The organism is Paraburkholderia sp. CNPSo 3272 (genome assembly GCF_024206495.1).
GTDB lineage: Bacteria > Pseudomonadota > Gammaproteobacteria > Burkholderiales > Burkholderiaceae > Paraburkholderia.
Genome location: NZ_JAMBPQ010000027.1, coordinates 22,046 through 48,183, shown reverse-complemented (window position 1 = coordinate 48,183; position 26,138 = coordinate 22,046). Strand labels below are relative to the sequence as shown.

Annotated in this window: 21 protein-coding genes and 1 pseudogene; 20 read left to right on the top strand and 2 right to left on the bottom strand. The window is 65.8% G+C overall.

Annotation, left to right across the window (positions count from 1 at the left end; translation table 11 throughout):
* Positions 1-15 precede the first annotated feature (15 nt).
* Positions 16-2,586, bottom strand: coding sequence for a helix-turn-helix transcriptional regulator (locus M3I53_RS38480; protein ID WP_254318842.1), 2,571 nt, complete (start codon positions 2,584-2,586; stop codon positions 16-18).
* 365 nt (positions 2,587-2,951) lie between these two features.
* Between M3I53_RS38480 and M3I53_RS26635 the strand changes: the two genes are divergently transcribed.
* The 14 genes from M3I53_RS26635 (at position 2,952) to M3I53_RS26570 (ending at position 18,900) form a co-directional block, all read left to right on the top strand.
* On the top strand, positions 2,952-4,508 hold the full coding sequence (locus M3I53_RS26635; protein WP_254318841.1) for a long-chain-fatty-acid--CoA ligase: 1,557 nt from the start codon (positions 2,952-2,954) through the stop codon (positions 4,506-4,508).
* A gap of 59 nt (positions 4,509-4,567) precedes the next feature.
* Positions 4,568-5,752, top strand: coding sequence for a lipid-transfer protein (locus M3I53_RS26630; RefSeq protein ID WP_254318839.1), 1,185 nt, complete (start codon positions 4,568-4,570; stop codon positions 5,750-5,752).
* A gap of 14 nt (positions 5,753-5,766) precedes the next feature.
* On the top strand, positions 5,767-6,213 hold the full coding sequence (locus M3I53_RS26625; protein ID WP_254318837.1) for a MaoC family dehydratase N-terminal domain-containing protein: 447 nt from the start codon (positions 5,767-5,769) through the stop codon (positions 6,211-6,213).
* 19 nt (positions 6,214-6,232) lie between these two features.
* Positions 6,233-6,649 (top strand): MaoC family dehydratase, encoded by a 417-nt coding sequence (locus tag M3I53_RS26620; protein ID WP_254318836.1) that lies wholly within the window; start codon positions 6,233-6,235, stop codon positions 6,647-6,649.
* 32 nt (positions 6,650-6,681) lie between these two features.
* Positions 6,682-7,512, top strand: a complete 831-nt coding sequence (locus M3I53_RS26615; protein WP_254318834.1) for an SDR family NAD(P)-dependent oxidoreductase — start codon at positions 6,682-6,684, stop codon at positions 7,510-7,512.
* Between the two features lie 28 nt (positions 7,513-7,540).
* Positions 7,541-8,689, top strand: coding sequence for an acyl-CoA dehydrogenase family protein (locus M3I53_RS26610; protein ID WP_254318832.1), 1,149 nt, complete (start codon positions 7,541-7,543; stop codon positions 8,687-8,689).
* 21 nt (positions 8,690-8,710) lie between these two features.
* Positions 8,711-9,907 (top strand): acyl-CoA dehydrogenase family protein, encoded by a 1,197-nt coding sequence (locus tag M3I53_RS26605; protein ID WP_254318831.1) that lies wholly within the window; start codon positions 8,711-8,713, stop codon positions 9,905-9,907.
* Between the two features lie 9 nt (positions 9,908-9,916).
* Positions 9,917-11,050 carry an acyl-CoA dehydrogenase family protein gene (locus M3I53_RS26600; protein ID WP_254318830.1) on the top strand — a complete coding sequence of 378 codons (1,134 nt, stop codon included), beginning with the start codon at positions 9,917-9,919 and terminating at the stop codon, positions 11,048-11,050.
* Positions 11,051-11,522: 472 nt separating this feature from the next.
* Positions 11,523-12,362, top strand: coding sequence for a TauD/TfdA family dioxygenase (locus M3I53_RS26595; RefSeq protein WP_254318899.1), 840 nt, complete (start codon positions 11,523-11,525; stop codon positions 12,360-12,362).
* Between the two features lie 48 nt (positions 12,363-12,410).
* Positions 12,411-13,841 (top strand): aldehyde dehydrogenase family protein, encoded by a 1,431-nt coding sequence (locus M3I53_RS26590; protein ID WP_254318829.1) that lies wholly within the window; start codon positions 12,411-12,413, stop codon positions 13,839-13,841.
* The gene (locus M3I53_RS26585; RefSeq protein ID WP_254318828.1) at positions 13,838-15,493 is read left to right on the top strand and encodes a GMC family oxidoreductase; all 1,656 of its coding nucleotides are present in this window, start codon (positions 13,838-13,840) and stop codon (positions 15,491-15,493) included. The genes M3I53_RS26590 and M3I53_RS26585 overlap by 4 nt, the downstream gene beginning before the upstream one ends.
* 90 nt (positions 15,494-15,583) lie before the next feature.
* Positions 15,584-16,867: an MFS transporter gene (locus M3I53_RS26580; RefSeq protein WP_254318827.1), complete on the top strand. Its 1,284-nt coding sequence runs from the start codon at positions 15,584-15,586 to the stop codon at positions 16,865-16,867.
* Positions 16,868-16,983: 116 nt separating this feature from the next.
* Positions 16,984-18,099 carry a porin gene (locus tag M3I53_RS26575; RefSeq protein WP_375542589.1) on the top strand — a complete coding sequence of 372 codons (1,116 nt, stop codon included), beginning with the start codon at positions 16,984-16,986 and terminating at the stop codon, positions 18,097-18,099.
* 183 nt (positions 18,100-18,282) lie between these two features.
* Positions 18,283-18,900 carry a histidine phosphatase family protein gene (locus M3I53_RS26570; RefSeq protein ID WP_254318824.1) on the top strand — a complete coding sequence of 206 codons (618 nt, stop codon included), beginning with the start codon at positions 18,283-18,285 and terminating at the stop codon, positions 18,898-18,900.
* 20 nt (positions 18,901-18,920) lie between these two features.
* Here M3I53_RS26570 and M3I53_RS26565 read toward each other — a convergent pair.
* Positions 18,921-20,024: pseudogene (locus tag M3I53_RS26565) on the bottom strand (serine hydrolase).
* Positions 20,025-20,208: 184 nt separating this feature from the next.
* Between M3I53_RS26565 and M3I53_RS26560 the strand changes: the two are divergent.
* The 6 genes from M3I53_RS26560 (at position 20,209) to M3I53_RS26535 (ending at position 26,110) form a co-directional block, all read left to right on the top strand.
* Positions 20,209-20,889 (top strand): MarC family protein, encoded by a 681-nt coding sequence (locus M3I53_RS26560; RefSeq protein WP_254318822.1) that lies wholly within the window; start codon positions 20,209-20,211, stop codon positions 20,887-20,889.
* Between the two features lie 85 nt (positions 20,890-20,974).
* Positions 20,975-21,730 (top strand): GntR family transcriptional regulator, encoded by a 756-nt coding sequence (locus M3I53_RS26555; RefSeq protein WP_254318820.1) that lies wholly within the window; start codon positions 20,975-20,977, stop codon positions 21,728-21,730.
* Between the two features lie 36 nt (positions 21,731-21,766).
* Positions 21,767-23,026, top strand: a complete 1,260-nt coding sequence (gene mtnK, locus M3I53_RS26550) for an S-methyl-5-thioribose kinase (protein WP_254318819.1) — start codon at positions 21,767-21,769, stop codon at positions 23,024-23,026.
* A gap of 60 nt (positions 23,027-23,086) precedes the next feature.
* On the top strand, positions 23,087-24,163 hold the full coding sequence (gene mtnA, locus M3I53_RS26545) for an S-methyl-5-thioribose-1-phosphate isomerase (RefSeq protein ID WP_254318817.1): 1,077 nt from the start codon (positions 23,087-23,089) through the stop codon (positions 24,161-24,163).
* A 71-nt stretch (positions 24,164-24,234) separates the two neighbouring features.
* A complete protein-coding gene (locus tag M3I53_RS26540) occupies positions 24,235-24,870 on the top strand; it encodes a class II aldolase/adducin family protein (RefSeq protein ID WP_254318897.1) in 636 nt (211 codons plus the stop codon).
* Between the two features lie 124 nt (positions 24,871-24,994).
* Positions 24,995-26,110, top strand: a complete 1,116-nt coding sequence (locus M3I53_RS26535) for a sugar ABC transporter substrate-binding protein (protein ID WP_254318815.1) — start codon at positions 24,995-24,997, stop codon at positions 26,108-26,110.
* Positions 26,111-26,138: the final 28 nt, after the last annotated feature.

The following is a 26,138-nucleotide window of genomic DNA, read 5'->3' as shown; positions in this document are numbered from 1 at the left end:
CGCAGCACGTCAAGCTCACGCGCCGTTAGCGCGTCGGCGGGTGAATCCGCGGCCGTAGGGCGAGAGATCGGCGGCGCCCGCCGCTGAGTCCGCCATGCGCGCGTGAGCGGGCGCCACGCCGTGCAGCAACTGCGCGACGAACGCGGGCACCACGCCAAGCGAGCCGATCTGCGTCGGGCCACGCTCGGCCCACGCGCCCAGCAGGCGCATGAGCGCTTCGCCTTCGTCGAGGAACGCGCGCACGAACCCTTCGTGGCTCGCCATGCGCAGCGCATCCGTGAGCGTGTCGAAGGCGGCCGTGCGCTCGCCGTTGCCGTCGAGCGCGAGTGCGAGCAAGACCCGCAACTTCAGCGCGCGCCAATGACGCCGGCGCGCGATCGCCTGCGCGAGGGCTTCGCTCAGCGCCGCGCACGCGGTGGCGTAGCGTCCCTGCGCGATATCGAGGCGGCAGCGCGCGATCACCGGTTCGTCGATCTCGCTCGCATGATAGGAGACCCCGGGGCGCGCCCAGTCCGCGTGCAACGTGGCCGCGCGCAGCGCCTGCTCGGCGGCGTCGAAGCGGCCTTCGAGCGTGGCGACGCGCGTGCGTTCGAGCCATGCGGCGCTCACGGCGCGGTCCGATTCGACCGCGCGGCCCAACTGTTCGAGTTCGGCGAGCAGGCGCAACCACTGCTCGACATTGCCTTCGATGAGCGCCGCGCGCGCCGAGAGCACATGCGTGGCGATCAACCCGTCGGTCACACCCACGCGCTTGGCGCGCGGCAGGGCGTCGGCGAGCAGATGCTTCATTTCGTCGAGCGCGTTTTTCTCGTAGAGCGCGAGCGAGCGCACGCCGTCCACGCTGGTGCGGCCGCCGCCCGAGTCCACGGTGCGGTTCGCCGTGGCGTTGGCGGCCGAAATTTCGAGCCGCGCCAGCGCCGTGCCAAGCCGACCCTGCACCAGATCGATGATTCCTTCGATGGTTTCCGACATCGTGCGCATCACGACATACGGATGATCATGCGTGCGCCGCAACGCACGCGAGAGCACGCCGCGCGCCTCGTCGTAGCGATCGGTGCAGACGTAGCTGAACGCGAGCGAATTCGTGAGGCTGTAGAACGAGAAGTTCGCACGGTCGGGCAGCCGATCGAGCAGGGCGGCGCTCGTTTGCGCGCATGCCTCGACCTGGTCGGTGATCGCGAGCAGCACGCCGCGAATCGCTTCGGCCACGAGGGCGACGCTGTCCTGATTGGGCTGCCCGAGGCTGCCGTCGACAATGCTCTGCGTCGTGCGCATGGCGTCCGCATAGCGGTGGTTCAGGAGCAGCACCCATGCATAGGTGAGGCCGACGTCGGGACGCGTGGCGAGCCGCGCCGCGCCGATGCGGTCCAGCCAGCGCATCAACAGGCGCAGCCGGCCGCTGCCTAGCAACGCCCGCGAATGGCTCGCGATTTCGGCGAGCGCGCCGGCTTCGTCGCCCGCGTCGAGCAAATGATCGATGGCGGGCACGGGGCGTTGCCCGTCGAGATACCAGCGCGCGGCCGCCCCGTGCACCTCGCGTTCACGTTCCGGCTGCGCCGCACGCAGGCGATGCTGCAGGAAGCTCGCGAACAGCCGGTGATAGCGGTACCAGCTGCGCTCGCCGTCGAGCGGCACGAGAAAGAGATTGGCGCGCTCCAGATAGTCCAGCATCTCGCGGCTGTCGTTGCGTCCGGTGGCGACGTCGCAAAGCGCGGCGCAGAACTGCGGCAGCGTGCTCGTTTCCAGCAGGAACGAGCGGCACGCTTCGGATTGCCGGGCGAGGATGTCCTCGGCGAGATATTCCGCGAGTTCGAGGTTCGTGCCCGAAAACGAGGCCACGAAGGCCGCATGGTCGGTGCGCGTGCGCAGCGAGAGCGTGGCCAGATAAATGGCCGTCGCCCAGCCTTCGGTGCAGCGATGCAGCGTGGCGATATCGGCGTCGCGCAGCGGCAGCGCGCATTTCTCGCGGATGAACGCGCTCGCCTCCGCGAGCGTGAAGCGCAGCGCGGCGGGATTGATGTCGAGCAGCTCGCCGCGCGCGCGGATGCGCCCGATGCCGAGTTCGGGCGTCACGCGCGAGGCGGCCACGAGCGGGTTGCCGGGCGGCAGGGAGGCGATCAGGTCCTGCATGAAAGCGAGCACGGTGGGGCTTTGGACCGACTCGAAGTCGTCGAGCAGGATGGCGAGCGGGTTGCCGTGCGCCGCCACGCGCTCGATCAGGCTCGACGCGAACGTTTCCGGGTCGAGCGTAAGCGCGCGCGGCGTGCGTGTGCCTGGCAGCGCGGCGTCGAGATGCAGCAGGAAGCGCCCGAAGTCGTTGTCGGCGGCGTCGAGGCGCAGCCACGCCACCTCGCGGCGATGGGCGCGGCAGTGCGCGGCGTATTGCTGCAGCAGTGTGGTCTTGCCGAAGCCGGCCGAAGCGCGGATCAGCACGAGGCGCGCCGTGTGGGCGCCTTCAATCGTCTCGATCAGTTGCATACGCAACAGATGCGACGGGCTGTCTGCGGGCGGCGTCAGCTTCGACGCGACGATCCCGCGGGGAGGATTCTGATGGCCGCTTGCGGCGTGGGCATCGACGATGTTCACAGGCGCTGTTTCCTTCTGCGGCGCGCGCGGCGGCGCGCCTTGCGGGGCCGCCAGCCGCGCGGGTTGGGCGGGCGGCGGACCTGTCTCATTCGGTTCGTTATTGCTGGCGCGAATGGTCGCGCCCTGTTTTTTGCGTTGCTCGTGCAACCGTCAGGCCATTGTTCCACAGCGGCGGCCCGGCGTCGTACTCCTTTCGAACGATTCGCGAACGCATCCTAAAATCCTCCCTTCGGCTCAGGACAGCGGGCCGGCGTGCGCCTAAAGTGATATCGACTTCACGGCATCCGCGCGACGATCGACCGACCAGCGAACGACCGACGATCACCCGGCGCAGCCAGAACGACACAAGAAAGCTCGGAGACACCATGTACCTCACACAAGGCCTGCATCGCTGCGTGCAGCAACACCCGGCGGAAGTCGCGATCCGCTTCGGCGAGCGCACGCGAACTTTCGCGCAGCTGGGCGACCGCGTGGCGCGGCTAGCCGGCGCGCTCCAGTCACTCGGTATGGGCGCGGGCGACCGCGTGGGCATGCTCGCGCTCAATTCCGACCGCTACCTCGAATACATGCTCGGCGTGTGGTGGGGCGGCGGCGTGCTCAACCCCGTGAATATTCGCTGGAGCGTGCCCGAGATCGTCTATTCGCTCGATGACTGCGACACGCGCATCCTGCTGGTGGACGACCACTTCCTGCCGCTCGCCGGGGACATTGCGGCGAGCGCCGCGCATCGCCCGACGCTCGTCTATACCGGCGAGCGCGACGCGCCGTCCGGCATGCTCGCTTACGAGGCGCTGATCGCCGAAGCGCAGCCTGTGGCAGACGCGTTTCGCGGCGGCAACGACCTCGCGACCATCATGTACACGGGCGGCACGACGGGCCGGCCCAAGGGCGTGATGCAGTCGCACCTGAACCTGTGGTCGTCGGCGACTTCGCGCATGGCGGAGTTCCGCGACTACGCGCACGCCGTTTCGCTGCATGCGGCGCCGCTTTTCCACACGGCGGCGATGGCGCGCGCCGTGGGCCATTTCGTGGCCGGCGACACGCACGTGGTGGTGCCCACCTTCGAGCCGCGCGCGGTGCTCGAAGCGATCGAGCGCAACCGCGTGGACGAAATCCTGCTCGTGCCGACCATGTTGCAGGCCGTGCTGGAGCACCCCGACTTCAAGCGGCGCGATCTTTCTTCGCTCAGGCGCATCTATTACGGCGCATCGCCGATCGCCGCGGGCGTGCTCGACGCCGCGCTCGCCGCGCTGCCCGGCATCGAGTTCTTTCACGCTTACGGTCTCACGGAGGCGTCTCCCGTGGTGTCGGTCAATCCGCCCAAGAATCACGGCCCCGAAGGGCGGGCGAGCGGCCTTTACCGCTCGGCCGGGCGTGCGGGCTACGGCGTGAGCGTCAAGATCGTCGACGGCGAAGGCGTGGAAGTACCACGCAATACCGTGGGCGAGATCGCCGTGCGCGGCGCGAACGTCATGCTCGGCTACTGGAACAAGCCCAAAGAAACGCGCGAGGCGCTGCGCGGCGGCTGGCTGCATACAGGCGACGGCGCCTATATGGACGAAAACGGCTACCTCTTCATCGTCGATCGCATGAAGGACATGATCGTGACCGGCGGCGAGAACGTCTATTCCGCCGAAGTCGAGAACGTGCTCTCGCGTCATCCCGCCGTTGCGCAATGCGCCGTGATCGGCGTTCCCGATGCGCGCTGGGGCGAAGCCGTGCACGCCGTGGTCGTCGCACGCAGCGGCAGTGACGTGGACGAAGCGGCGCTGCGCGAGCACTGCCGCCAGTTCATCGCCGGCTACAAGTGCCCGAAGAGTATCGAGTTCCGCGAGGCGCTCCCGCTTTCGGCCGCCGGCAAAATTCTCAAGCGCGATCTGCGCGCGCCGTACTGGCAGAGCCAGTCAAGACAGGTGGGCTGATCCGCACGGGTGGGCATCGTCATCGTTAACTTGCAATCTCACTTAATCAGGTATCCAAAATGAGCAACAAGGTTGTAGTAGCCGGCGTCGGCATGATTCCGTTCACCAAGCCCGGCGCGAGCGACGACTACGCCACGATGGGCGCCAATGCCGCGAAGGCGGCGCTTGCCGACGCGCGCATCGACTACGCGCTAGTCGAGCAGGCCTATGTGGGCTACGTGTTCGGCGATTCGACCTGCGGGCAGGCCGCCATCTATGGCGTGGGCCTCACGGGCATTCCGGTCGTAAACGTCAACAACAACTGCGCGACGGGTTCCACCGCGCTCTTCCTCGCGCGCCAGGCCGTGGAAAGCGGGGCCGTGGAATGCGCCATCGCGCTCGGCTTCGAACAGATGGTGCCCGGCGCGCTCAAGGGCGCATACACCGACCGCCCCACGCCGATGGAGCGCTTCGTCAAGACCATGCTCGAGGTGCAGGGCTTCGACGAAACCGCGCCGCGCGCGGCGCAGTTCTTCGGCGGCGCCGGCCGTGCCTACATGAAGGAATACGACATCAAGCCCGAAACGTTCGGCCGTATTTCCGTGAAAGCGCGCCAGCACGCCGCGCGCAACCCCTTCGCCGTGTTTCGCAACACCGTGACGCTCGAAGAAGTGATGGCTTCGCCCGCCGTCTTCGATCCGCTCACGCGCTTGCAGTGCTGCCCGCCCACGTGCGGCGCGGCGGCGGCGATCGTCTGCTCCGAAGCGTTTGCGAAGAAGCACGGACTCGACACGCGCGTGGTCATCAAGGCCCAGGCGATGACGACGGACCGCAACAGCACGTTCGACGAAGGCGACATGCGCAAGGTGGTGGGCTACGACATGACGCGTGCCGCCGCGCAACAGGTGTATGAAAAGGCGGGCGTCGGCCCCGAAGATATTCAGGTGGTCGAACTGCACGACTGCTTTACGGCAAACGAATTGATCACCTACGAAGGGCTCGGCCTCACGCCCGAGGGCACGGCCGAGAAGTTCATTCTCGATGGCGACAACACCTATGGCGGCCGCGTCGTCACGAACCCGTCGGGCGGCCTGCTTTCGAAGGGCCATCCGCTGGGCGCAACGGGTCTTGCGCAATGCACCGAACTCGTGTGGCAACTGCGTGGGCAAGCGCAGGACCGCCAGGTCGCCGGCGCGCGCTTCGGTCTGCAGCACAACCTCGGCCTCGGCGGCGCGTGCGTGGTCACGCTCTACGAGCGCCAGTAACGCGAGGCCCGACGATGATCGACAAAAGCCATATCGGCGCGCTGATCTCGCGCCACACGGCACTCGTCGAGGCGGGCCGCCTTCGCTTCTTCGCGAAGGCGACCGGTCAGACGGACCGTCGTTATCTCGACGACGAGGCCGCGAGGGAAGCCGGCTATCCCGCGCTGCCCGTGCCGCCCACGTTCCTGTTCTGCCTCGAAATGGAATCGCCCAATCCGCGCGCGACCGTCGAGCGCCTGAATATCGACCTCGCCCGCGTACTGCACGGCGAACAGCGATTCCGCTATCACCGCATGGCGTTTGCGGGCGAATGCCTCGCATTCGAAACGCGCATCGCGGACATTTACGGCAAGAAGGGCGGCGCACTGGAATTCGTCGTACGCGAAACGCGCGTGACGAACGCACAGGACGACGCGCCCGTTGCAGACCTGCGCAGCGTGATCGTCGTGCGCAACGGTTGATAGAAAAGCAGGAGCCAACATGCAATCGATTCGTTTGAACGACCTCGCCGTAGGCAGCGCGTTGCCGTCGTTCGTCGCGCCGCCGCTCACGCGCCTCACGCTCGCGCTTTACGCGGGCGCTTCCGGCGACCACAACCCGATTCACGTCGATCTGGACTTCGCGCGCCGTGCCGGCATGCCCGACGTGTTCGCGCACGGCATGCTTTCGATGGCGTATCTCGGGCGGCTACTCACGAACTGGGTGCCGCAGCAGGCCATCCGCGAGTTCTCGGTGCGCTTCGCGGCGATTACGCAGGTGGGCGACGCCATCACCTGCAGCGGCGTCGTCACCGAACGTGACGAGACGGCACGCACCGTCAAGGTCGCGCTCACCACGCGCGACGCACAAGGCGAAATCAAGCTGTCAGGCGAGGCGCTCGTCGCGCTCGACGCCTGAACGATCCATCACACACACGGAGTAGACAGAAGATGAGCAAGCTGGTTGGCAAGGTCGCCATCGTATCGGGTTCGGGCCGCGGCATCGGCCGTGAAATTGCACTGAAGCTCGCGGGCGAAGGCGCGGCAGTCGTGGTGAACGACCTGGACGCCGAACCCGCGCAGAGCGTCGTGGCCGAGATCGTCGCAGCGGGCGGCAAGGCCGTGACGTGCACGGGCAGCGTGACGGAGGCGGACTTCGGCACGCGCTTCGTCGGCACGGCGCTCAAGGAATTCGGGCGCCTCGACATCATTGTCAACAACGCAGGCTACACGTGGGACAACGTGATCCAGAAGATGAGCGACGAGCAGTGGAACGCCATCATGGACGTGCACGTGAGCGCGCCGTTCCGCATCCTGCGCGCCGCCGCCGACTACTTCCGCGAAAGCGCGAAGTCCGAAGCCGATGCGGGTCAGGAAGTGTTCCGCAAAGTCGTGAACATCTCTTCCGTTTCGGGCGTGATGGGCAACGCGGGCCAGGCCAACTATTCGGCAGCGAAAGCCGCGATCAACGGCCTCACGAAGGCGCTCGCGAAAGAGTGGGGCCGCTACAAGGTCAACGTGAACAGCGTGGCGTTCGGCCTCATCAAGACGCGCCTCACCGAGGCAGTGGCGGGCGAAGGCAATAGCTCGACCATCGACATCGCGGGCCAGGAAATCAAGGTGGGCGTCAACGCACAGCTCATGAAGAACATCGAGGCGATGATTCCCATCGGCCGCGGCGGCACGCCGGAAGAAGCGGCGGGCGCGGTGTATCTCATGTGCATTCCCGAATCGAACTACGTGACGGGGCAGGTGCTTGTGGTCGGCGGTGGCCGTCCGTAATACGTGGCTCGCAAAGAAGGAGTCGAACATGGCTGAATACCGCAGTCCGTGGATCACGGACGATCTCGTGCTGTTCCAGGACTCGATCCGCAAATTCATCGAGCGCGAACTCGTGCCACACGAAGAGCGCTGGTGGAAGCAGCAGCACGTGGACCGCGAGGTGTGGCGCAAGGCCGGCGAGTTCGGCATGCTCTGCGCGAGCATTCCCGAGGAATACGGCGGCGGTGGCGGCACCTTCGCGCATGAGGCCATCATCGCGCTCGAGCAGTCGCGCGCGATGGTGTCGAGCCTCGGTACGAACGTGCATAGCGGCATCGTCGCGCATTACATCCTGCGCTACGGCACCGAGGAGCAAAAGCACAAGTGGCTGCCGAAGATGGCCAGCGGCGAACGTGTCGCGGCTATCGCGATGTCGGAGCCCGGCGCGGGATCGGACCTCAAGAGCATCAAGACGCGCGCGGTGCGCGACGGCGATCACTATGTCATCAACGGTTCGAAGACCTTTATTTCGAACGGCCTGCTCGCCGACCTGATCTGCGTGGTCGTCAAGACGGACCCGGCGCAGGGCGCAAAGGGCGTGTCGATCGTCGTCGTGGAAACGGACGGTCTGCCCGGCTTCCGGCGCGGACGCGTACTCGAAAAGATGGGGCAGAAGGGCCAGGACACCGCCGAGCTGTTCTTCGACGACGTGCGCGTGCCGTGCGCCAACCTGCTCGGCACGGAAGAGGGCAAGGGCTTTTATCAGCTGATGCAGCAGTTACCGCAGGAACGCATGATCATCGCGCTCGGCGCGCTCAGTGCGATGGAAAAGGCGCTGGATGTCACCACGGCCTATGTGCGCGAGCGCAAGGTGTTCGGCATGAGCCTGCTGGACATGCAGAACACGCGTTTCAAGCTCGCCGAATGCAAGACTCACGCGACCATTGCGCGTACCTTCATCGACGACTGCATGGCGAAGGTGCTGCGCGGCGAGCTCGACGCCGAGACGGCCGCGATGGCGAAATGGTGGTGCACGCAACGCAGTTGCGAAATCGTCGACGAATGCCTGCAACTGCATGGCGGCTACGGCTACATGATGGAGTATCCGATCGCGCGGCTCTACGTCAATGCGCGCGTGAGCAAGATCTTCGGCGGCTCCAACGAGATCATGAAGGAACTGATCGCACGCACGCTGTAATGTCCCCCTTGGGAGCACCAGATGGATTTGCGTTATACCGAAGCGGAACAGGCGTTCCGCGAAGAAGTGCGGGCGTTCGTGCGGGAGAACCTGCCCGGCGATATCCGCGAGAAAGTGCTCGCGCACCAGCGGGTGGAGAAGAACGATTACGTGCGCTGGCACCGCATCCTCAATGCGCATGGCTGGGGCGCGCCCACGTGGCCCAAGGCATTCGGCGGCACGGGCTGGAACGCGCTGCAGCGCCTGATCTTCGAGATCGAGACGCTCGGCGCGGGCGCGCCGCGCCTGTTGCCGTTCGGTCTCACGATGATCGGCCCGGTGCTCATGAAGTACGCGAGCCCGCAGATGCAGGCGCGCTTTTTGCCGCGTATTCCGAACGTCGACGACTTCTGGTGCCAGGGCTATTCCGAGCCCGGATCGGGCTCGGACCTCGCCTCGCTGAAAACGCGCGCGGTGCGCAAGGGCGACAAGTACATCGTGAACGGCCAGAAAACGTGGACCACGATGGCGCATTTCGCCGACTGGATTTTCTGCCTCGTTAGAACGGACTCCGAAGCGAAGCCGCAGGAAGGCATCTCGATGCTGCTGATCGACATGAAGTCGCCAGGCGTCACCGTCCGACCGATCGTCACGCTCGACGGCGGCCACGACGTGAACGAGACATGGTTCGAGGACGTGGAAGTGCCGGTGGAGAATCTCGTGGGCGAGGAGAACCGCGGCTGGACATACGCGAAGTATCTGCTCGGGCACGAGCGCACGGCCATTGCGGGCATTGGCCATTGCTATCGCGAGTTGCGGCAGTTGAAGCACTACGCGGCTCAGGCCGCGGACGGCAAGGGCGGCCGCATGCTCGACGACGCGCGCATGCGCGACAAGATCGCCCGCCTCGAAATGAACCTCATGGCGCTGGAAATGCTGCTGCTGCGCGTGGCGACGGCGGATGGCGGACGCGGCCCAGGCCCCGAGGCGTCGATCGTGAAAATTCGCGGCTCGGAGCTGCAGCAGGACATCGCCATGCTTCAGCAGGAAGTGGCCGGACTGCACGGCTGGCCCTACGCGCCGCAATGGCTCGAGCCCGGCGCCCATGCCCCCGTGAGCGGGCCGCAATGGGCGGCGCCTGCTGCGTCCACCTATTTCGACATGCGCAAGACCTCGATTTACGGCGGCGCGACCGAGGTGCAGAAGAACATCATCGCCAAGATGATCATCGGCTTTTAGGACACGCACATGGACTTCACGTATAGCGAAGAGCAGCAAATGCTCGCGGATAGCCTGCGTCGTTTCGTCGAAAGCGAATACACGTTCACGCAGCGGCGCCGGCGCGCGCGCGAGGGCGCGAGCTTCGATCGCGCGATCTGGACGCGGCTTGCTGAAATGGGCGTGCTCGGCCTCACGGCGCCCGCCGAATACGGCGGGTTCGACGAGGGCGCGGCGAGCCGGCTCGTGGTGCAGCGCGAGCTGGGCCGTGCGCTGGTGCTCGAACCGGTTGTTCCGTGCAGCGTCATGGCAACCGCGATGCTCGCGGCATACGCCAGCGCCGCGCAGCAGGACCGCTGGCTCGGCGCGATCGCCACGGGTCAGCAGGTCGTCGTGCCGGCGTTCGCGGAAACCGCGTCGCGTTACCGGCTCGATGCGGTCGCCACACGCGCGACTCCCGTTGGGCGCGGGTACGTGCTCGACGGCGCGAAAGCACTGGTCTGGCATGGCGAGGCTGCGGATGCGTTCATCGTCAGCGCACGCGTGGGTGACGCGGCCACGGGTGAAATCGCGCTCTTCCTCGTCCCGCGCGAGAGCCGCGGCGTGAGCGTGACCGGCTATCCGACCATGGACGGCCAGCGTGCCGCCGACCTAACGTTCGAGGCAGTCGCACTGGGCGCGGAAGCCATGATCGGGGCGCCTGGCGCTGGCGTGGCCGCGCTCGGGCACGGCGTGGACTGCGGGATCGCGGCGCTGTGCGCGGAAGCGGCTGGCGCGATGGAGCGGCTGATCGAGATCACCGGCGAATATTTACGCACGCGCCGCCAGTTCGGCCAGCCGCTCGCCGCGTTCCAGGCGCTGCAGCATCGCATGGCGGACATGCTCGTGCATAAAGAACTCGCGCTTTCCATGGCCTACGTCGCCGCGCAGGCGCTGGACGAGCCCGATACGCGCAAGCGCCGCCGCATGCTTGCCGCTGCGAAAGTCACGGTCGCCGAGGCGGGGCGCTTCGTTGGCCAGCAGGCGGTGCAACTGCATGGCGGCATGGGCATGACAGACGAGCTGGAAGTGGGCGACTATTTCAAGCGCCTGACGATGTTCGATCCGCTCCTTGGCGACGCAGACCATCATCTCGCAAGCTACGTCGAGGCGATGGAGGACTGAGCCCCACGCGCCGCCCCGCAGGCGCTAGCCATGAGCGCGCAATCGCCGGACGCGTTCGCGAGGCCAAGCGTTTGCTCGCCCAGCCTTCGCACGTGATTTCGGCGCACTGCTCGACGCGGAGGCGGCCGCAAAGGCCATTGCGTTGACCTCGCCGTCTCCGCGCGAGGCGGCGGCGCGCTTCGCGCGCAAGGAAGCGCCGTTGTTTCGCTGGCCGCGCAACGACCGCGAAGCCTGAGCGCACGATCGAACGGAGGAGCCGCGGGGCAAACCCTTGCTCCGTTAGAAGCAGCGCGAAACACACCTGCGCTGCCTGCCGCTTCATGCTTTAGGACCACGACAGCGATTTGTGTGCGCCTTAAGTTAACACCTATCAGACAGCGCCGATCCCGCCGGCGCCGAATAACGGAGACAAGACATGACGAACGCGATCGCCACGCCCGAGGCGAGCCGGACCCCTGCGCACACCCACTTCATGATGGACCCTGTTTCGCCCGCGATCGGCGCGGAAGTCAGCGGCATCGACCTGCGCGAAACGCTGGACGACGCCACCGTCGCCGCGCTGCGCGCTGCGCTCGTGCAGCACAAGGTGCTGTTCTTCCGCGACCAGGACATCACGCCCGCGCAGCACGTGGCGCTTGCGCGCCGGTTTGGGCAGCTCGAAGTGCATCCAGTCTTTCCGCATCACGCCGACCATCCCGAACTCGTCCTGCTGGGCGGCACGCAGGCCGCGAAGGCGCGCGAGAACATCTATCACTCGGACGTGTCCTGGCGCGAGATTCCTTCGATGGCGTCGATGCTGCGCTGCGTGGAATGCCCCCGCACCGGCGGCGACACGATCTGGGTGAACATGGCGAAAGCCTACGCGGACCTGCCGCAGGCCGTGAAGGAGCAAATCGCCGAGCTCGAAGCGATGCACGACATCATGCCGTCGTTCGGCTCGCGCATGTCGGCCGAAGAACGCGCGGTGAATCGCGTGAAATTTCCCGCCGTGACGCACCCCGTGGTCCGCACGCATCCCGAAAGCGGCGAAAAGATCCTGTACGTGAACGAAGGCTTCACGACCCATCTCGCGAACTTTCTGAGCAAGGGTGCGTTCCGCGTGGGTTTCGACTATCGCTACGGCGAATTCGAACTGCTCCAGTATCTGTTTCGCCAGGCCGCTGTTCCCGAGTACCAGGTTCGGCTGCGCTGGGCGCCCAATACCATCGCGTTCTGGGACAACCGCTCGACCCAGCACTACGCGATTCAGGACTATTTCCCGGCCGTTCGGCGCATGATGCGCGCAACGATCATCGGCGACAAGCCGTTCTGACGCCTCGCGTATGACACTGCGCGTCCCAATCGACAGGAACCGTTAGCCGTGCACAAGATCGATCAGTACTACATAGGTGGCCAGTGGGTCGCGCCCGAGCCAGGCGCGCGTATTCATGAGATGGTTTGCCCTGTCACGGAAGCGGTGACGGGCACGGTGCTCCTCGGCACGCACGCCGATGTCGAACGCGCCGTCGCCGCGGCACGCGCCGCATGGCCCGCGTGGTCGGCCACGAGCGTTGCGAGCCGCGTGGCGCTGCTCACGCGCATCATCGAGCGCTATACCGCGCGCTATGACGAACTCGCGCGTGCGGTGAGCGCTGAAATTGGCGCGCCGATCAAGCTGAGCCACGAACTGCAGGCGCGCGTGGGCCTCGCGCAGCTGCAGAGCGTGCGCGCCGCATTGGAGTCGTTCGAATTCAGCGAACGGCGCGGCACGACCGAGATCGTGCGCGAAGCCGTGGGCGTCGTCGCGCTCATCACGCCGTGGAACTGGCCGCTTAACCAGATCGCGGCGAAGGTCGCGCCGGCGCTCGCGGCGGGCTGTACGGTCGTGCTCAAGCCCTCGGAGATCGCGCCGCTCGACGCGCGTCTGTTCGCAGAGGTACTCGACGAGGCAGGCGTGCCGCCCGGCGTATTCAACCTGGTCTACGGCGACGGCGCGACGGTGGGCGCGGCACTCGCCAGCCATCCCGACATCGACATGGTGTCGATCACGGGCTCGACACGAGCGGGGGCGCAGGTCGCCTCGAGCGCGGCGGCCACGGTCAAGCGCGTGGCGCAGGAGTTGGGCGGCAAGTCGCCGAGCCTCATCTTCGAAGACGCCGATCTGCCAACCGCGGTGAAGGCGAGCGTGGTGGCCTGCATGCTGAATTCGGGGCAAACCTGTATCGCGCCTACGCGCCTTCTCGTGCAGCGCAGCCAGTATGAAGCGGCCAGCGAAGTCGCCTGCGCGACGGTCAACGCGCTGAAGGTCGGCGATCCGGCCGCGGCGGACACGATTCTCGGCCCGATTTCCAATCGTGCCCAGTACGAAAAAGTACAGCGGATGATCGCAATCGGCGTTGAAGAGGGCGCGCGTCTCGTGGCCGGCGGCGAGGGGAGGCCCGCGCACCTGTCACGCGGCTTCTTTGCGCGGCCAACCGTGTTCGCCGACGTGCGCAACGACATGACCATCGCGCGTGAAGAGATTTTCGGTCCGGTGCTCGCGATCCTTCCTTTCGATACGGAAGAAGAGGCCGTCGCTATCGCGAACGACACGCCGTATGGGCTCGCCGCCTACTTGTGGTCCGGCGATGCGGCGCGCGTGCGGCGCGTGGCGGCGCAACTGCGCGCGGGCAGCGTGCAGATCAACGGCGCGAAGATGGATCTCGCCGCGCCGTTCGGCGGCATGAAGGCGTCCGGCAATGGCCGGGAGCACGGCGCGTATGGTCTCGCGGAGTTCCTCGAATACAAGCAGATTACGGGTTGCGCGGCATGAACGGAACCGCACAGGAATTCGACTATGTCGTGATCGGCGCGGGATCGGCGGGTTGCGCGATTGCCGCGCGTCTTGCCGAAACTGCGAACGCGAGCGTCGCGCTCATCGAAGCGGGACCGAACGATCACCACTACACGGTGTCGGCGCCGCTCGGTATCGCGGCGACGGTGCCGCGCGAGGGGCCGCGCAACTACGCGTTTCATACCGAGCCGCAAGCCGGCTTGCTCGGGCGCCGTTCGTATCAGCCGCGGGGGCGAGGCCTCGGCGGCAGTTCGTCAATCAACGGCATGGTCTACATTCGCGGTCATCGCGTGGACTTCGACGCGTGGGCGAACGCGGGCTGCACGGGCTGGAGCTACGAAGACGTGTTGCCGTATTTCCGCCGCAGCGAGTCTAACGAGCGTTGCACCGGCCGTGATGACGATCCCTGTCACGGGTCGCGTGGCCCGGTGCAAGTGAGCGAATTGCGCTCGCCCAATCCGTTCTCGCAGCACTTCATCGCAGCGGCATTGCAGGCGGGATTGAAGTTGAACCCCGACTTCAATGGCGTGGACCAGGAGGGCGTTGGCCTCTATCAGGTCACGCAGCGCAATGGCGAACGCTGGAACACGGCGCGCGCTTATCTGCACGGCGGCAATCGCGCCGACACGGCGCACAATGGCGGCCGCGAATGCCTCACGGTGCTGACCGGGGCGCGGGCGCAGCGCATCGTGTTCGAAGGCGCGCGCGCCGCGGCAGTCGAGATATGGCGTGACGGTGTTGCGCAAACCGTGCGGGTGCGCCGCGAGATCGTGGTGAGCGCGGGAACGTTTCATTCCCCGCAGCTGCTCATGGCCTCGGGCATCGGACCGGCGGCGCATCTGCGCGAATTCGGCATCGAGGTCGTCTGTGACGCGCCGCAGGTCGGCCAGAATCTGCAGGACCATCTCGACATCATCGTCAACAAGCAGGTCGCGTCGACCGAGCTGTTCGGGCGCTCCGTGCCGGGCCTGATGCGGCTCGCCCGCGAAATTCACCGCTACCGCCGCGAGCGCACCGGTATGATCACGTCGAACCTCGCCGAGGCGGGCGCATTCGTGCGTAGCGCGCCGGACCTCGCCGCACCCGACCTGCAACTGCATTTTGTGCCCGCGATGCTCGGCAACCGCGGCGAAGGCAAGCCGCCGCGCGGGCACGGCTATTCGTGCCACGCCTGCGTGCTGCGGCCACACAGCCGCGGCGAGGTGACGTTGCGCTCGCCGCACATGCACGATGCACCGTCGATCGATCCGCGTTTTCTCGCTGACGAACGCGACATGGCAGGCATGGTCGCGGGCGTGAAGCTGGTGCGCCGGATCTTCGCGCAGGACGCGCTCGCGCGCCACGGCGGCCGCGAATTGTTCACTGACGACATCGCGCGGGAGGCGGAGGACGACGAGGCGATCCGCGCGTTCGTGCGCCGCAACGCCGACACGGTTTACCACCCGGTGGGGACCTGCCGCATGGGCGCCGACGCGCAATCGGTCGTCGATCCGCAGTTGCGCGTACGCGGGGTGGCGGGGCTGCGCGTCGTGGATGCGTCGGTCATGCCTACCCTGGTGGGCGGAAATACCAATGCCGCCGCGATCATGATCGCGGAAAAGGCGGCGGACCTGATGCGCGCCAACATTTAGACGGCGCGCGTTATTACACGTTCTGTTGCTTTTCAGTTAATTCGGATAACGAATCGAAACGCGCCGCGTTAGAAACCGAGGTCAAGACACATGCTTCAGATCGAACAACCCGTGGCCGCGGCGCACGCTGTGCGTGCGCGTAACGGCTGGGCCACGGTCGCCGCGCTGTTTCTGTTCATGGCGCTGAATTTCGCCGATAAAGCCGTGGTCGGCCTGGTCGCGGTACCGATGATGCGGGACATGGGATTGAGCCCGTCGCAGCTTGGCATCGTCGGCAGCGCGTTCTTCGTGCTGTTCGCCGTGTCGGCCATCGGCGTGGGCTGGATCGCGGACCGTCTCGATCCTACGTGGCTGCTCGCGGGGCTTGCGCTCGTCTGGGCGGCGGCGCAGTTGCCGATGATCTGGCCAGCCAGCTTCGCGACGCTCGTGCTGTGCCGCATCGTGCTGGGCGCGGGCGAAGGCCCGGCGTTGCCGCTCGCGATGCACGTGACCTATGAGGCCTTCGACGACCGGCGGCGCAGCCTGCCCACGCTGATCGTGCAGCTCGGCGCGACGGCGGGGCTCGTGCTGGCCGGCCCCGCGTTGACGTATGTCGAGCAGCGCTGGCACTGGCGCGCCACGTTCCTCGCGCTCGGCGTAGCTGGCGTGGCGTGGGTCGCGCTATGGCTCGCGGTGCGGTTTGCGGGGGCGCCACGCGTGCGCGTTCGGGCAGGGGCCGCTGCGCGCGCCGTCACGCCCGGCTGGCGCGTGCTGCGCTCGCACTTCGGCAGTGCCACGGTGCTGACCGTGTTGTTCCAGTCATTCGCGGGCTATGCGGTTGTCGCCTGCGGCATCACGTGGATGCCCGTGTATTTCCGCCTCGGGCTGGGCTTGCCCCCCGCGCGCGCCGGGTGGTTGTTCGGTCTGCAGGTGCTTTTGCAGGTGCCGGTCGGGTTCGCGCTAGCCACGCTCTCACACGCGCTGCTCAGGCGCAACGTTTCGACGCGTATCGCGCGAGGCGTGCTCGTGAGCGCATGCTGCACGCTCGGCGGCATCTTGCTGTGCGTCTCGTTTGCACCCTGGCCGCCGCTCGTGAAGGTCGCGCTGGTGGGCGTGGCCTGCGCATTCGCCACTCAGGCGTTCACGTTCGGCCCGCAACTCGTGGCCGAAGTCGTGCCGGGCGCGAACCGCGCGGCCATGCTCTCGAGCGTTCATGCACTCGCGACGACGGCCGGCTTGTTCGCGCCGGCGCTCATGGGCCATCTCGTCGATTCGACTGTGGGACCACGTGGCTACGAAGCGGGTTTCGGCGCGCTGGGCGCGCTACTCGCCGTCGCGGGCATCGCGGGCTTTCTGTGGCTGCAGCCCGCAAAGGAGGGCCGCGGGGCACGCTGACGTTCGCGTACCCGATTCGACCGAAACATTTCTTGGCCGGTTCTTTGGTAATTCGCAGCGCAATTCATTCCGCCAACGAACGGATACCGACAACAGAAGAGGAGACATGCATGCGTTTGAAGCTGATTAGCCAGGGTGTGATGGGCGCGACGTTCGCAATGGCCGCGAGCGCCGCTTGCGCCCAGACGAGCGTGACGCTCTACGGTGTGGCCGACACGTTCTTCCAGTACCTGAACAACGGCGGCACCGCGTCGGTTTCGCAGCGCAGCGGCGGTTCGACGGGCTCGATGTTCGGCCTGAAGGGTTCGGAAGACCTGGGCAACGGTTTCAAGGCCAATTTCGTGCTCGAAAACGGCTACAACATCAACAACGGCGCGGGCTTTGCGGACACGACCGCCTTGTTCTATCGGCAGGCGTGGGTCGGTATGGCGCACGGCGACTACGGCGCACTCACGTTCGGCAGGCAGTACCAGCCAAGCTTCCGGGCCGTCTACCCGAGCGATCCGTTTCGTGCCAACGAGGTGCTTTCGCCGCTTTCTGCCGCCGTACTCGCGACCGATCGCAACACGCTTTCCGCGCAGTATGCCGCGGGCCGCACGAGCAACTCGATCTTGTACGTGTCGCCGAAGATGGCCGGGTTCCAGCTCAACGCCATGTACGGGTTCGCTGCGACCGTCACGCAGCCGGTGCCGGCGACCACGGGCAATATTCTCGACGTTTCCGCAACCTATACTGGGTACGGCCTGTTCGTCGGTCTTGCCTATATGAACGAACATTCGGGTACGGAGACCGTGCCGGGCCTGCCGTCCGCCCTCACGCTCGTGGGCACGGAGCACTACACGGCGGCGCTCGCCTACCGTATCGGCATTGTCAACCTGCAGGCGAATTATTCGTACGCGAGGCCGAAGACACCGCCCGCGCATTCGCTCGCGGCCGCCCTCGGCACAGCGCATGCCTATAACGTGACGGAGGTTGGCGCGACGATTCAGGCCACGTCGTTCGATGCGTTCCAGATCGCCGGTATTCAGCGCAATATTCACGGCCTTAACGACGAAACGCTGGGTGTAGAGCTTGGCTACGATCGCCAGATATCGAAGCGCACGAGCCTTTACGCGCGCGCGGGTTATCTGAAGAACCACGGCCAGGCGATGATGAGCTGGCCCGGCATTTCCGTCACGGCGCCGAATTCTTCGCAAACACTTGCGGTGCTCGGCATCTCGCATCTCTTCTGAAGCGAATTACTCCGGAGTGCAGATGAATGGGAGGCGGCGTGGCATAACAGCCTCGTCGCTTTCGATATGCCTTCATTTGCTATGTGTAACAAGCGGGTAGCGGCACGGCGAAACGCCCTCAAAACAGGTATGCTGCAGGCATCCCGTGTGTCCCGCGCGGGGCACGAACGCGTGGAGCTCCCGATGTCTACCAATCCTGCCAATGTGTCCTCCGGACTGCGCGAAGTCTGGTTGATCCGTCATGGTGAAACGGAATGGAGCCTCTCCGGGCAGCACACGGGTCGCACCGATATCGCGCTAACGGGTCACGGACGCGAGCAGGCGCGCTCGCTGGCGCCGTCGCTCGCCGCACAGCGCTTCGACGCGGTGCTTTGCAGCCCGATGGCGCGGGCCATCGAGACGTGCCAGCTCGCGGGCCTCGGCGACCAGATGACGATTTCGGCCGATCTGCACGAGTGGGACTATGGGATCTACGAAGGCCTCAAGACAGCGGATATCCGCAAGACCGAACCCGACTGGAGCGTGTGGCATTCGCCCATCGCGCATGGCGAGGATCTCGCGCGGGTTCAGGCGCGGGCGGCGTCGGTAATCGAGGGCCTGCTGGCCATGCGGGGCCGCGTGGCGCTCTTTTCACACGCGCATTTCCTGCGCGCACTTGGGGGCTGCTGGGCCTCCGGTTCGGCGGCGCTCGGCGAGCATCTTTATCTCGACACGGCTTCGGTTAGCATTCTCGGCTTCGATCATGAGAGCCGCGCCATCCGCCGCTGGAATGCGCTCGGCGAGCGCAGGGCGTTGATGTGAAGACGCCCTGACGCGCTTGCTCAGCGCAACGAGCACGACAGCCAGTGCGCGATACGCACGCCGTCGAGGCGCGAGCCCTCGGGCGTGGCGCTCCCTAGCATTGTGACGATCACGGGCCGCCGGCCGTGCACCATCATGCGCATCACCATATTGTGGCCGGACTCGTTGATGAAGCCGGTTTTCTGCACGCTCGCGCGGACCTGCCCGTAGCGCACCAGCCGATTGCTGTTCACATACTGCAACTGCCCGTGGCCCGTGGTCACGCGTTCCTGATGGTCGATCGAATAGCGGCGAATGAGCGGGTAGCCGTTGGCCGCGCGCACGAGGCTCGCCAGTTCGCGCGCGGTTGAGACGTTCTGCGGCGACAGCCCCGTCGCGTTGACGAAATGCGTGTGCGTCATGCCAAGACGCTGCGCTTTCGCGTTCATGGCCGCGATGAACGCAGGCTGCCCGCCCGTATAGTCGCGGCTGAGCGCCGAAGCCGCGCGATTCTCCGAGGACATCAGCGCCACGTGCAGCATGTTCGCGCGCGTGAGCGACGCGCCCACGCCGAGGCGCGAATGCGTGAACTTGAGCGTGTCGAGATCGGCGGTCGTGACGGAGAGCCGCTGTTGCAGGGGAGCATGCGCGCTATCGAGCCAGACGATGGCCGTCATGAGCTTCTACACAGACGCAATGGGCGCCACCGTGTCGGCATGGCGCGCGTAGAGCGGCGTGTGGGTGTTTTCGTCGACGACGTAGACCGCATGCGAAAAGAGCTGCTTGCGCGACGCCGGCGTAAAGCCGCAGCGGGCGAGCAGGCGCGGGGCGTGCGCGTTTTTGGCGTTCACCTGCGCCGCGTGTTGCGGCGCGGGCGGCGGCCCGTGTCTGGGCTTCGTGCGTTTGGTGCGGCGCTTCGGCCCGGAGAGTTTGGTGGAGGGCGCATCGGCGGGCATCGAACGATGTGCGGGCTTCGTCTTGTGCGCGACTCTCTTCTTCTTCGTGGCCGTTGCGTGGTGGGTTCTTTCGGCCGCGCTGCGATGAGCGGCGGCATGGGCACTGGCTGGAACCGCGCCTGCCGCGAGGGCCGCGACAATCAGGGCGAGCAGGCTGGGCAGCAATCGAAGTCTGGAAGCGAAAGGCATCGACGGATGGGCTTGAACGTTGGGTCTGCGCTGTGCGCGTCGAGATTTTGGCGGCATTGTTCGAGCGGGATCGACCGATGAAGTTCCATCCCGGTTCCATAATCGTCATTCAGTGGGGATCATCGTCGTATTGAACGGGCGGCGAGCGGGTCCGTATACTCCGTCATGCCAAGGGGGAACAGGGATGCTCAATCAACTCTCCGACACCTTCCTGCTCGTCTTCGCGGGACTCTTTCCCGTGATCAATCCGCCTGCGGCGGGGTTCATCGTGCTGAGCATGCTGCCGCATGCGACGGCCAGCGAACGCGCATTTCTCGCGCGGATCATTGCCATCAACAGCCTGTTCATTCTGCTCGGGGCGCTGCTCATGGGCGCCTATGTGCTCTCGTTCTTCGGCATATCGATACCCGTGTTGCGGGTTGCGGGCGGGCTGGTCATCGCGTTCGCAGGCTGGAATCTGCTGCACAAATCGCCCGATGGCGCGGAGGCGGCACAATCGCAGGCGCCGCCGGATTCGGCGCGCCGGGCGACGCTGCGCGCCATGGCGTTTTATCCGCTCACGCTGCCGGTCACTGTCGGACCGGGGTCGATTGCGGTCGCGATTGCGCTTGGTACGGGTCGGCCGCGCGGGCACGTGCAACTCGTCAATGTCGTCGGCGTGCTGCTCGCCTTGGTCGTTCTTTGCGGCTGCATCTATCTGTGTGTGCGCTTCGCGGGGCATGTCGGCAAGCGGCTCGGACCGGTCGGGACTGAAGTGCTTATGCGCTTGCTCGCGTTCGTGCTGCTGTGCATCGGCCTGCAGATCTTGTGGCTCGGGATCGAGGATCTGCTCGAGTCGGTGCCGCTTACAGTGAGCGTCAAATAGCGCAGCGCGCCGCCGCAGCCCTTGCCATGTTGCGCCGCATGAAAGGGAAAACCACGAGCTCATAACATCAGACGTCTGATGTAGATTGGAGCCCAACGTAGCCAACCCACGCAATCTTGCGGAAGCCATGCGCCTGAGCGTCGATCAGTCGATGTGCGAACGAATCCAGGATTCGCTGCTGGAAATGATCCGCGACCGCTCGCTCAAGCCGGGCGATCAAATCCCCCCGGAGCCCGAGCTTTGCGAGTTGTTGGGCGTGGGCCGCTCCAGCCTGCGGGAGGCGGTCGCGCAGATGATTTCCCATGGTCTTCTCACGCGCGTGCACGGCAAGGGGACCTTCGTCAGACAAATTACGCTCAAGCTGCAAGGCGGTCTGGATGATCTGATGTCTGTGACGGACATGATACGCAGTGTCGGTGCGGTGCCTTCCACGAGCCGTCTTCAGGTGAGGACGATCGCGGCTTCCGGCAGCCTCGCGCAAAAGCTCGGCCTCCCCGAAGGCGATCCCTGCGTGCGCTTCGAACGCGTGCGGCGTGCCGACGATGCGATCGCCGCTTACTGCATCGACATCGTGCCCAAGGCGCTGCTCGAAGGGCAGGAACTGGGCGAGTCGCTGTTCGGCACGCTGGAGCGCGCGGGCGTTCGGCTCTCCCATACGCATAGTTCGATTCAGCCGACCGTTCTCACCCCGCGGGATTTGCCGGAATTGCAGGAGAGCATCGGCATGTTCCTGCTGATCGATGAAGTGGATTTCGACGAGACCGGCCGCGCGGTCTGCTACAGCAACGACTACTACAACGCCAGCATTTTCAAATTCGATCTCGTGCGCAAGCGACGTTAGGCGGGCCAGCGGCCCATTTCCGGACAGGAAGAACGTATGCACTTCGAAGCTTTCAGTTCTGCCGAATTGACCGACTATCTGCTGGGCATTCCGGCCGTTTGCGCAAGGCTTGGCGACGACAGGGAATTGCAGGTCGTCGAAGTGGGCGATGGCAACCTGAACTACGTCTACTTCGTGAGCAGCACGCGTGACCCGCGCTTGAGCGTCGTCGTGAAGCAGGCGCCGCCGTACCTGCGGCTGGTTGGCGAAGCATGGCCGTTGCCGCGCGAGCGCATGGAGCGCGAAGTGGCGGCGTTGCGCCGCTTCGGCGCGTTGTGCCCCGAGCACGTGCCGAGCGTCTTTCACGCGGATAGCGAGAAGTTCCTGATGGTGATGCAGCGGCTCGATTCGCATCGCGTGCTGCGCGGGGGGCTGATAGACGGCATCGTATATCCGCGGCTCGCCGATCACATTTCCACGTTTCTGGCCCGCACGCTCTTTCACGGGTCCGATCTCTATCTGGCGCCGGATGCCAAGAAAGCAGCCGTCGGCGGCGACATCAACACGGAATTGTGCAAGATTACCGAGGAACTCGTCTTCACGTTTCCGTTCGAAGATCATCCCTCGAATGTCTACAGCCCCGCGCTGCCTGTTGCTGCGATCGAACGGCTGCGCACGCACGAGCCGCTGAGGCGCGCGGCAGGCGAGATGAAGTGGGCCTTCATGAACCATGCGGAAACGCTCGTGCACGGCGACCTGCACACGGGCTCGATCATGGCGAACGAGCATGAGACGTATGTGATCGACCCCGAGTTCGCGTTCTATGGCCCGATGGGCTTCGACACGGGCGCGTTCATTGCGAACCTGCTGCTCGCGTATTACGCGCGCGACTGGCACGACCGCGAGGCGGGACGCGACCCGGCCGCCTACCAGGGCTGGCTGCTCGAACAGGTCGAGGCTGTGTGGAACGCCTTCGCGAAGAAGTTCGCGCAGATCTGGCGGCTGCACGAGCGCGAGACCGGCCACGCGTACATCGGCGGGCCGGGGGGCACGCGTGCGGCGGAGGCCTTCCGCGACGATTTCATCAAACGCCTCTTCGCCGATACGCTCGGCTTTGCGGGCTGCAAGATGATTCGCCGCATCGTCGGCATGGCGAAGGTGGCGGAAATTACGAGTATCAAGGACGATACGGTGCGCGCGCGCGTGGAAGTGCGCTGCCTGAAGCTCGCCGAAGCGCTGCTGGTCGGGCGGGGCGAGCTGGCGTCGATCGAGGCGGTCACGGCGCTGGCAGCGCAGGTGCTCGCCGAACCGGCGTAATCGAATACAGGCTGCCGCATGAGCGGCAGCGCCCGGACAACCGGCATCGACGGAGAACGTATGACGTTGCAGGCGCAGCAATCGAGTCTTCCGCCCACCATCGAGTGGCGCGACGACACCCTTTATCTGCTCGACCAGACGCGTTTGCCGCGCGAATGCGTGGTCGAAGCGGTGGACAGCGTCGAGGCCGTCTGGCGCGCGATACACGAACTGCGCGTTCGCGGCGCGCCTGCGATTGGCGTCGCGGCCGCCTATGGCCTGTGTGTGGCGATGCGGCACGAGCCAACCGAGTCGCGTGATGCGTTTCTCGCGCGTCTCGAAGCGCACGCCGCGTATCTGGACAGCGCAAGGCCCACCGCAGTCAACCTGCGCTGGGCGCTCGAGCGGATGCTCTCACACGCACGCGCGCAGGCCACCGAGACGGGCGCGGCGCTTTACGAAGCGCTCGTTGCCGAGGCGAAGCGCATTCATCAAGAGGACATCGAGCTGTGCGCGCGCATCGGTGAAGCCGGGCGCGCGCTGATCGCGCCCGGCAGCGGCGTGCTCACGCACTGCAACGCCGGTGCGCTGGCCACGGCGGGCATAGGCACGGCGACCGCGCCGCTCTATTGCGCGCACCGCGACGGCGTGGCGTTTCGCGTCTACGCAGACGAGACGCGTCCGCTCCTGCAAGGCGCGCGACTCACCGCTTACGAACTGCAGCAGGCGGGGCTCGACATCACGCTGATCACCGACAGCATGGCGCCGACCTTGATGGCCCAGGGGCTCATCGATCTCGTGATCGTCGGCACCGATCGCGTGGCCGCGAACGGCGACGTCGCGAACAAGATCGGCACGCTCGGCGTGGCGATCGCGGCGAAGCATTTCGGCATTCCGTTTTATGTGGCGTGTCCTTCGTCCACGCTGGATCTGCGCACCGCCAGCGGCGCGGACATCGTGATCGAGGAACGCGGCGCGGCGGAGGTGACGCATCTCGCGGGGCAACGCACCGCGCCCGAGGGCATTCAGGTGCGCAACCCTGCGTTCGACGTGACGCCCCATACACTCGTTACCGGCATCGTGACGGAGCGGGGCATCGTGCGCGCGCCGTTCGAGGCGAGTCTTGCAGCGCTTTTCGCCAACGGAGCGGCAGCGTGAGCGGCGCGAACGAAGGCCGCCGTGCGGGCGAGGCGGGGGAACGTGCGCGCGATGCGCGAGCAGAAACCGAAATGCGCCAGCAGATCGTCGATACCGCGCGTGAAATGGAGCGCCTCGGCATCAATCAGGGCACCTCGGGAAACGTGAGCGCGCGCTGGCATGACGGACTCCTGATTACCCCGAGTGGCGTGCCGAGCGCCGCGCTCACGCGAGAGCGCGTCGTCTGGATGCCGCTCGACGTGCGCGACGACGATCCGCTCTTCGAAGCGCAACGCCCCTCGTCGGAGTGGCGTTTTCATCGCGACATCCTGCGCGCGCGCGCCGACGTGAACGCCGTGGTCCATACGCATTCACAAGCCGCGACGGCGCTCGCAATTCACAGTCGCGGCATACCCGCGCATCACTACATGGTGGCCGCGGCGGGCGGCAATTCGATTCGCTGCGCGCCGTATGCGACTTTCGGCAGCCAGGCGCTCTCCGATCACGCGCTCGAAGCGCTGGACGACCGGCTCGCGTGCCTGCTCGCGCATCACGGCGTGATTGCGCTCGGCCGCGATCTCGCACGGGCGTTGTGGCTGGCGAACGAAGTGGAAGTGCTTGCAAAGCAATATTTGCTGGCCTGCCAGCTCGGCGAGCCGCCGCTGCTTTCCGACGCGCAAATGGAGGAAGTCATCGAGAAGTTCAAGGGCTACGGCCCGCGCAAGTAGTACGCGCTCGCGCGCGTCCAGGCAGGCGTTGCATTGCAAAACACACGCGGTACAAACGATTACGCAGTCGGTTGGCGGTTCGCAGGTCAGTCAAAAACCAGCAGATCAAAGACAGGAGACGGTGATGGCGTGGAGTTCAGCAGGGTTCGACAGTTGGGTGGCGCGCAGCGCGCGCATGGGAGCTACGGCCGGCGTGACGATGTTTGCCGCCGCGGCAATGCTGGCAGGGTGCTCGAAGAGCGAGTCGCCTTCAACCAGCGCGGCTGCGTCCGACGCCGCCGCTGCGAGTGCACCGGCGCAGGCCGCGGCCGCGGCGCCGGCAGTCACGAAGATCAAGGTAGGCTTTTCGATCGCCACGCTGAATAACGCGTTCTTCGTCGGCTTGAAGAACGGTGTGGAGCGCGGCGCGGATAAGCAGGGCTTCGATCTCGTGCAAACGAACGCGAACGGCGACGCGCAGCAGCAGGTCAACGACACGCTCAATCTGCTGAGCCAGGGCGTGCAGGCGATCGTGCTCAACCCGATCGATTCGAAGGCGATCATCCCGGCCGTCGAGAAGGCCAATTCGATGAACGTGCCGGTCTTCATGCTCGACCGCGGCTCGGACGGCGGCAAGGTGACCTCGTTCGTTGCTTCGGATAACGTAGCGCTTGGCGCCACCGGCGCAAAGTGGATCGCCGACCAGTTGAGCAAGCGTTATGGCTCGCCCAAAGGCAACGTGGTAGATCTGATCGGCCTTATCGGCACCACAGCGGCGACCGATCGCGAGAAGGGCTTCTCGGAAGAGATCGCGAAGTATCCCGACATCAAGGTCGTCGCGCGCCAGGAAGGCGGCTTCGACCAGGAGAAGTCGCTCAACGCGATGACGAGCATTCTGCAGAAGTATCCGCAGATCGACGCGGTATTCGGCGCGAACGACGACAACACGGTGGGCGCGGAAAAAGCCATCGACAATGCGGGCCGCTACAAGCCGCTCGGCGACCCCGGCCACATCATGGTGATCGGCGCGGACGGCACGGCGCAGGCGCTTTCGGCGATCCGCGCGGGCAAGCAGGACGCGACGATCTCGCAGAACCCGATCGGCATGTCCGCCAAGGCGATGACGTTCATCACCGCCTACGAGGCGAAGAAGGACGTGCCCGCGAACTACGCGTGGCCGACCTATCTGATCGACAAGTCGAACATCGATTCGGACGCCGCGAAGCAATACGGTCTGTGGGCCCTCGAAGTCAAGCAGTAACGGGCGGTCTTAAGCGCCGGCCGCGCGC

What these genes read in the sequence shown, in the direction of transcription:
- M3I53_RS26635 (WP_254318841.1), top strand. Translation starts at nt 2,952, where the DNA reads ATGTACCTCACACAAGGCCTGCATCGCTGCGTGCAGCAACACCCGGCG.
- M3I53_RS26630 (WP_254318839.1), top strand. Translation starts at nt 4,568, where the DNA reads ATGAGCAACAAGGTTGTAGTAGCCGGCGTCGGCATGATTCCGTTCACC.
- M3I53_RS26625 (WP_254318837.1), top strand. Translation starts at nt 5,767, where the DNA reads ATGATCGACAAAAGCCATATCGGCGCGCTGATCTCGCGCCACACGGCA.
- M3I53_RS26620 (WP_254318836.1), top strand. Translation starts at nt 6,233, where the DNA reads ATGCAATCGATTCGTTTGAACGACCTCGCCGTAGGCAGCGCGTTGCCG.
- M3I53_RS26615 (WP_254318834.1), top strand. Translation starts at nt 6,682, where the DNA reads ATGAGCAAGCTGGTTGGCAAGGTCGCCATCGTATCGGGTTCGGGCCGC.
- M3I53_RS26610 (WP_254318832.1), top strand. Translation starts at nt 7,541, where the DNA reads ATGGCTGAATACCGCAGTCCGTGGATCACGGACGATCTCGTGCTGTTC.
- M3I53_RS26605 (WP_254318831.1), top strand. Translation starts at nt 8,711, where the DNA reads ATGGATTTGCGTTATACCGAAGCGGAACAGGCGTTCCGCGAAGAAGTG.
- M3I53_RS26600 (WP_254318830.1), top strand. Translation starts at nt 9,917, where the DNA reads ATGGACTTCACGTATAGCGAAGAGCAGCAAATGCTCGCGGATAGCCTG.
- M3I53_RS26595 (WP_254318899.1), top strand. Translation starts at nt 11,523, where the DNA reads ATGATGGACCCTGTTTCGCCCGCGATCGGCGCGGAAGTCAGCGGCATC.
- M3I53_RS26585 (WP_254318828.1), top strand. Translation starts at nt 13,838, where the DNA reads ATGAACGGAACCGCACAGGAATTCGACTATGTCGTGATCGGCGCGGGA.
- M3I53_RS26580 (WP_254318827.1), top strand. Translation starts at nt 15,584, where the DNA reads ATGCTTCAGATCGAACAACCCGTGGCCGCGGCGCACGCTGTGCGTGCG.
- M3I53_RS26570 (WP_254318824.1), top strand. Translation starts at nt 18,283, where the DNA reads ATGTCTACCAATCCTGCCAATGTGTCCTCCGGACTGCGCGAAGTCTGG.
- M3I53_RS26560 (WP_254318822.1), top strand. Translation starts at nt 20,209, where the DNA reads ATGCTCAATCAACTCTCCGACACCTTCCTGCTCGTCTTCGCGGGACTC.
- mtnK (WP_254318819.1), top strand. Translation starts at nt 21,767, where the DNA reads ATGCACTTCGAAGCTTTCAGTTCTGCCGAATTGACCGACTATCTGCTG.
- mtnA (WP_254318817.1), top strand. Translation starts at nt 23,087, where the DNA reads ATGACGTTGCAGGCGCAGCAATCGAGTCTTCCGCCCACCATCGAGTGG.
- M3I53_RS26540 (WP_254318897.1), top strand. Translation starts at nt 24,235, where the DNA reads ATGCGCCAGCAGATCGTCGATACCGCGCGTGAAATGGAGCGCCTCGGC.
- M3I53_RS26535 (WP_254318815.1), top strand. Translation starts at nt 24,995, where the DNA reads ATGGCGTGGAGTTCAGCAGGGTTCGACAGTTGGGTGGCGCGCAGCGCG.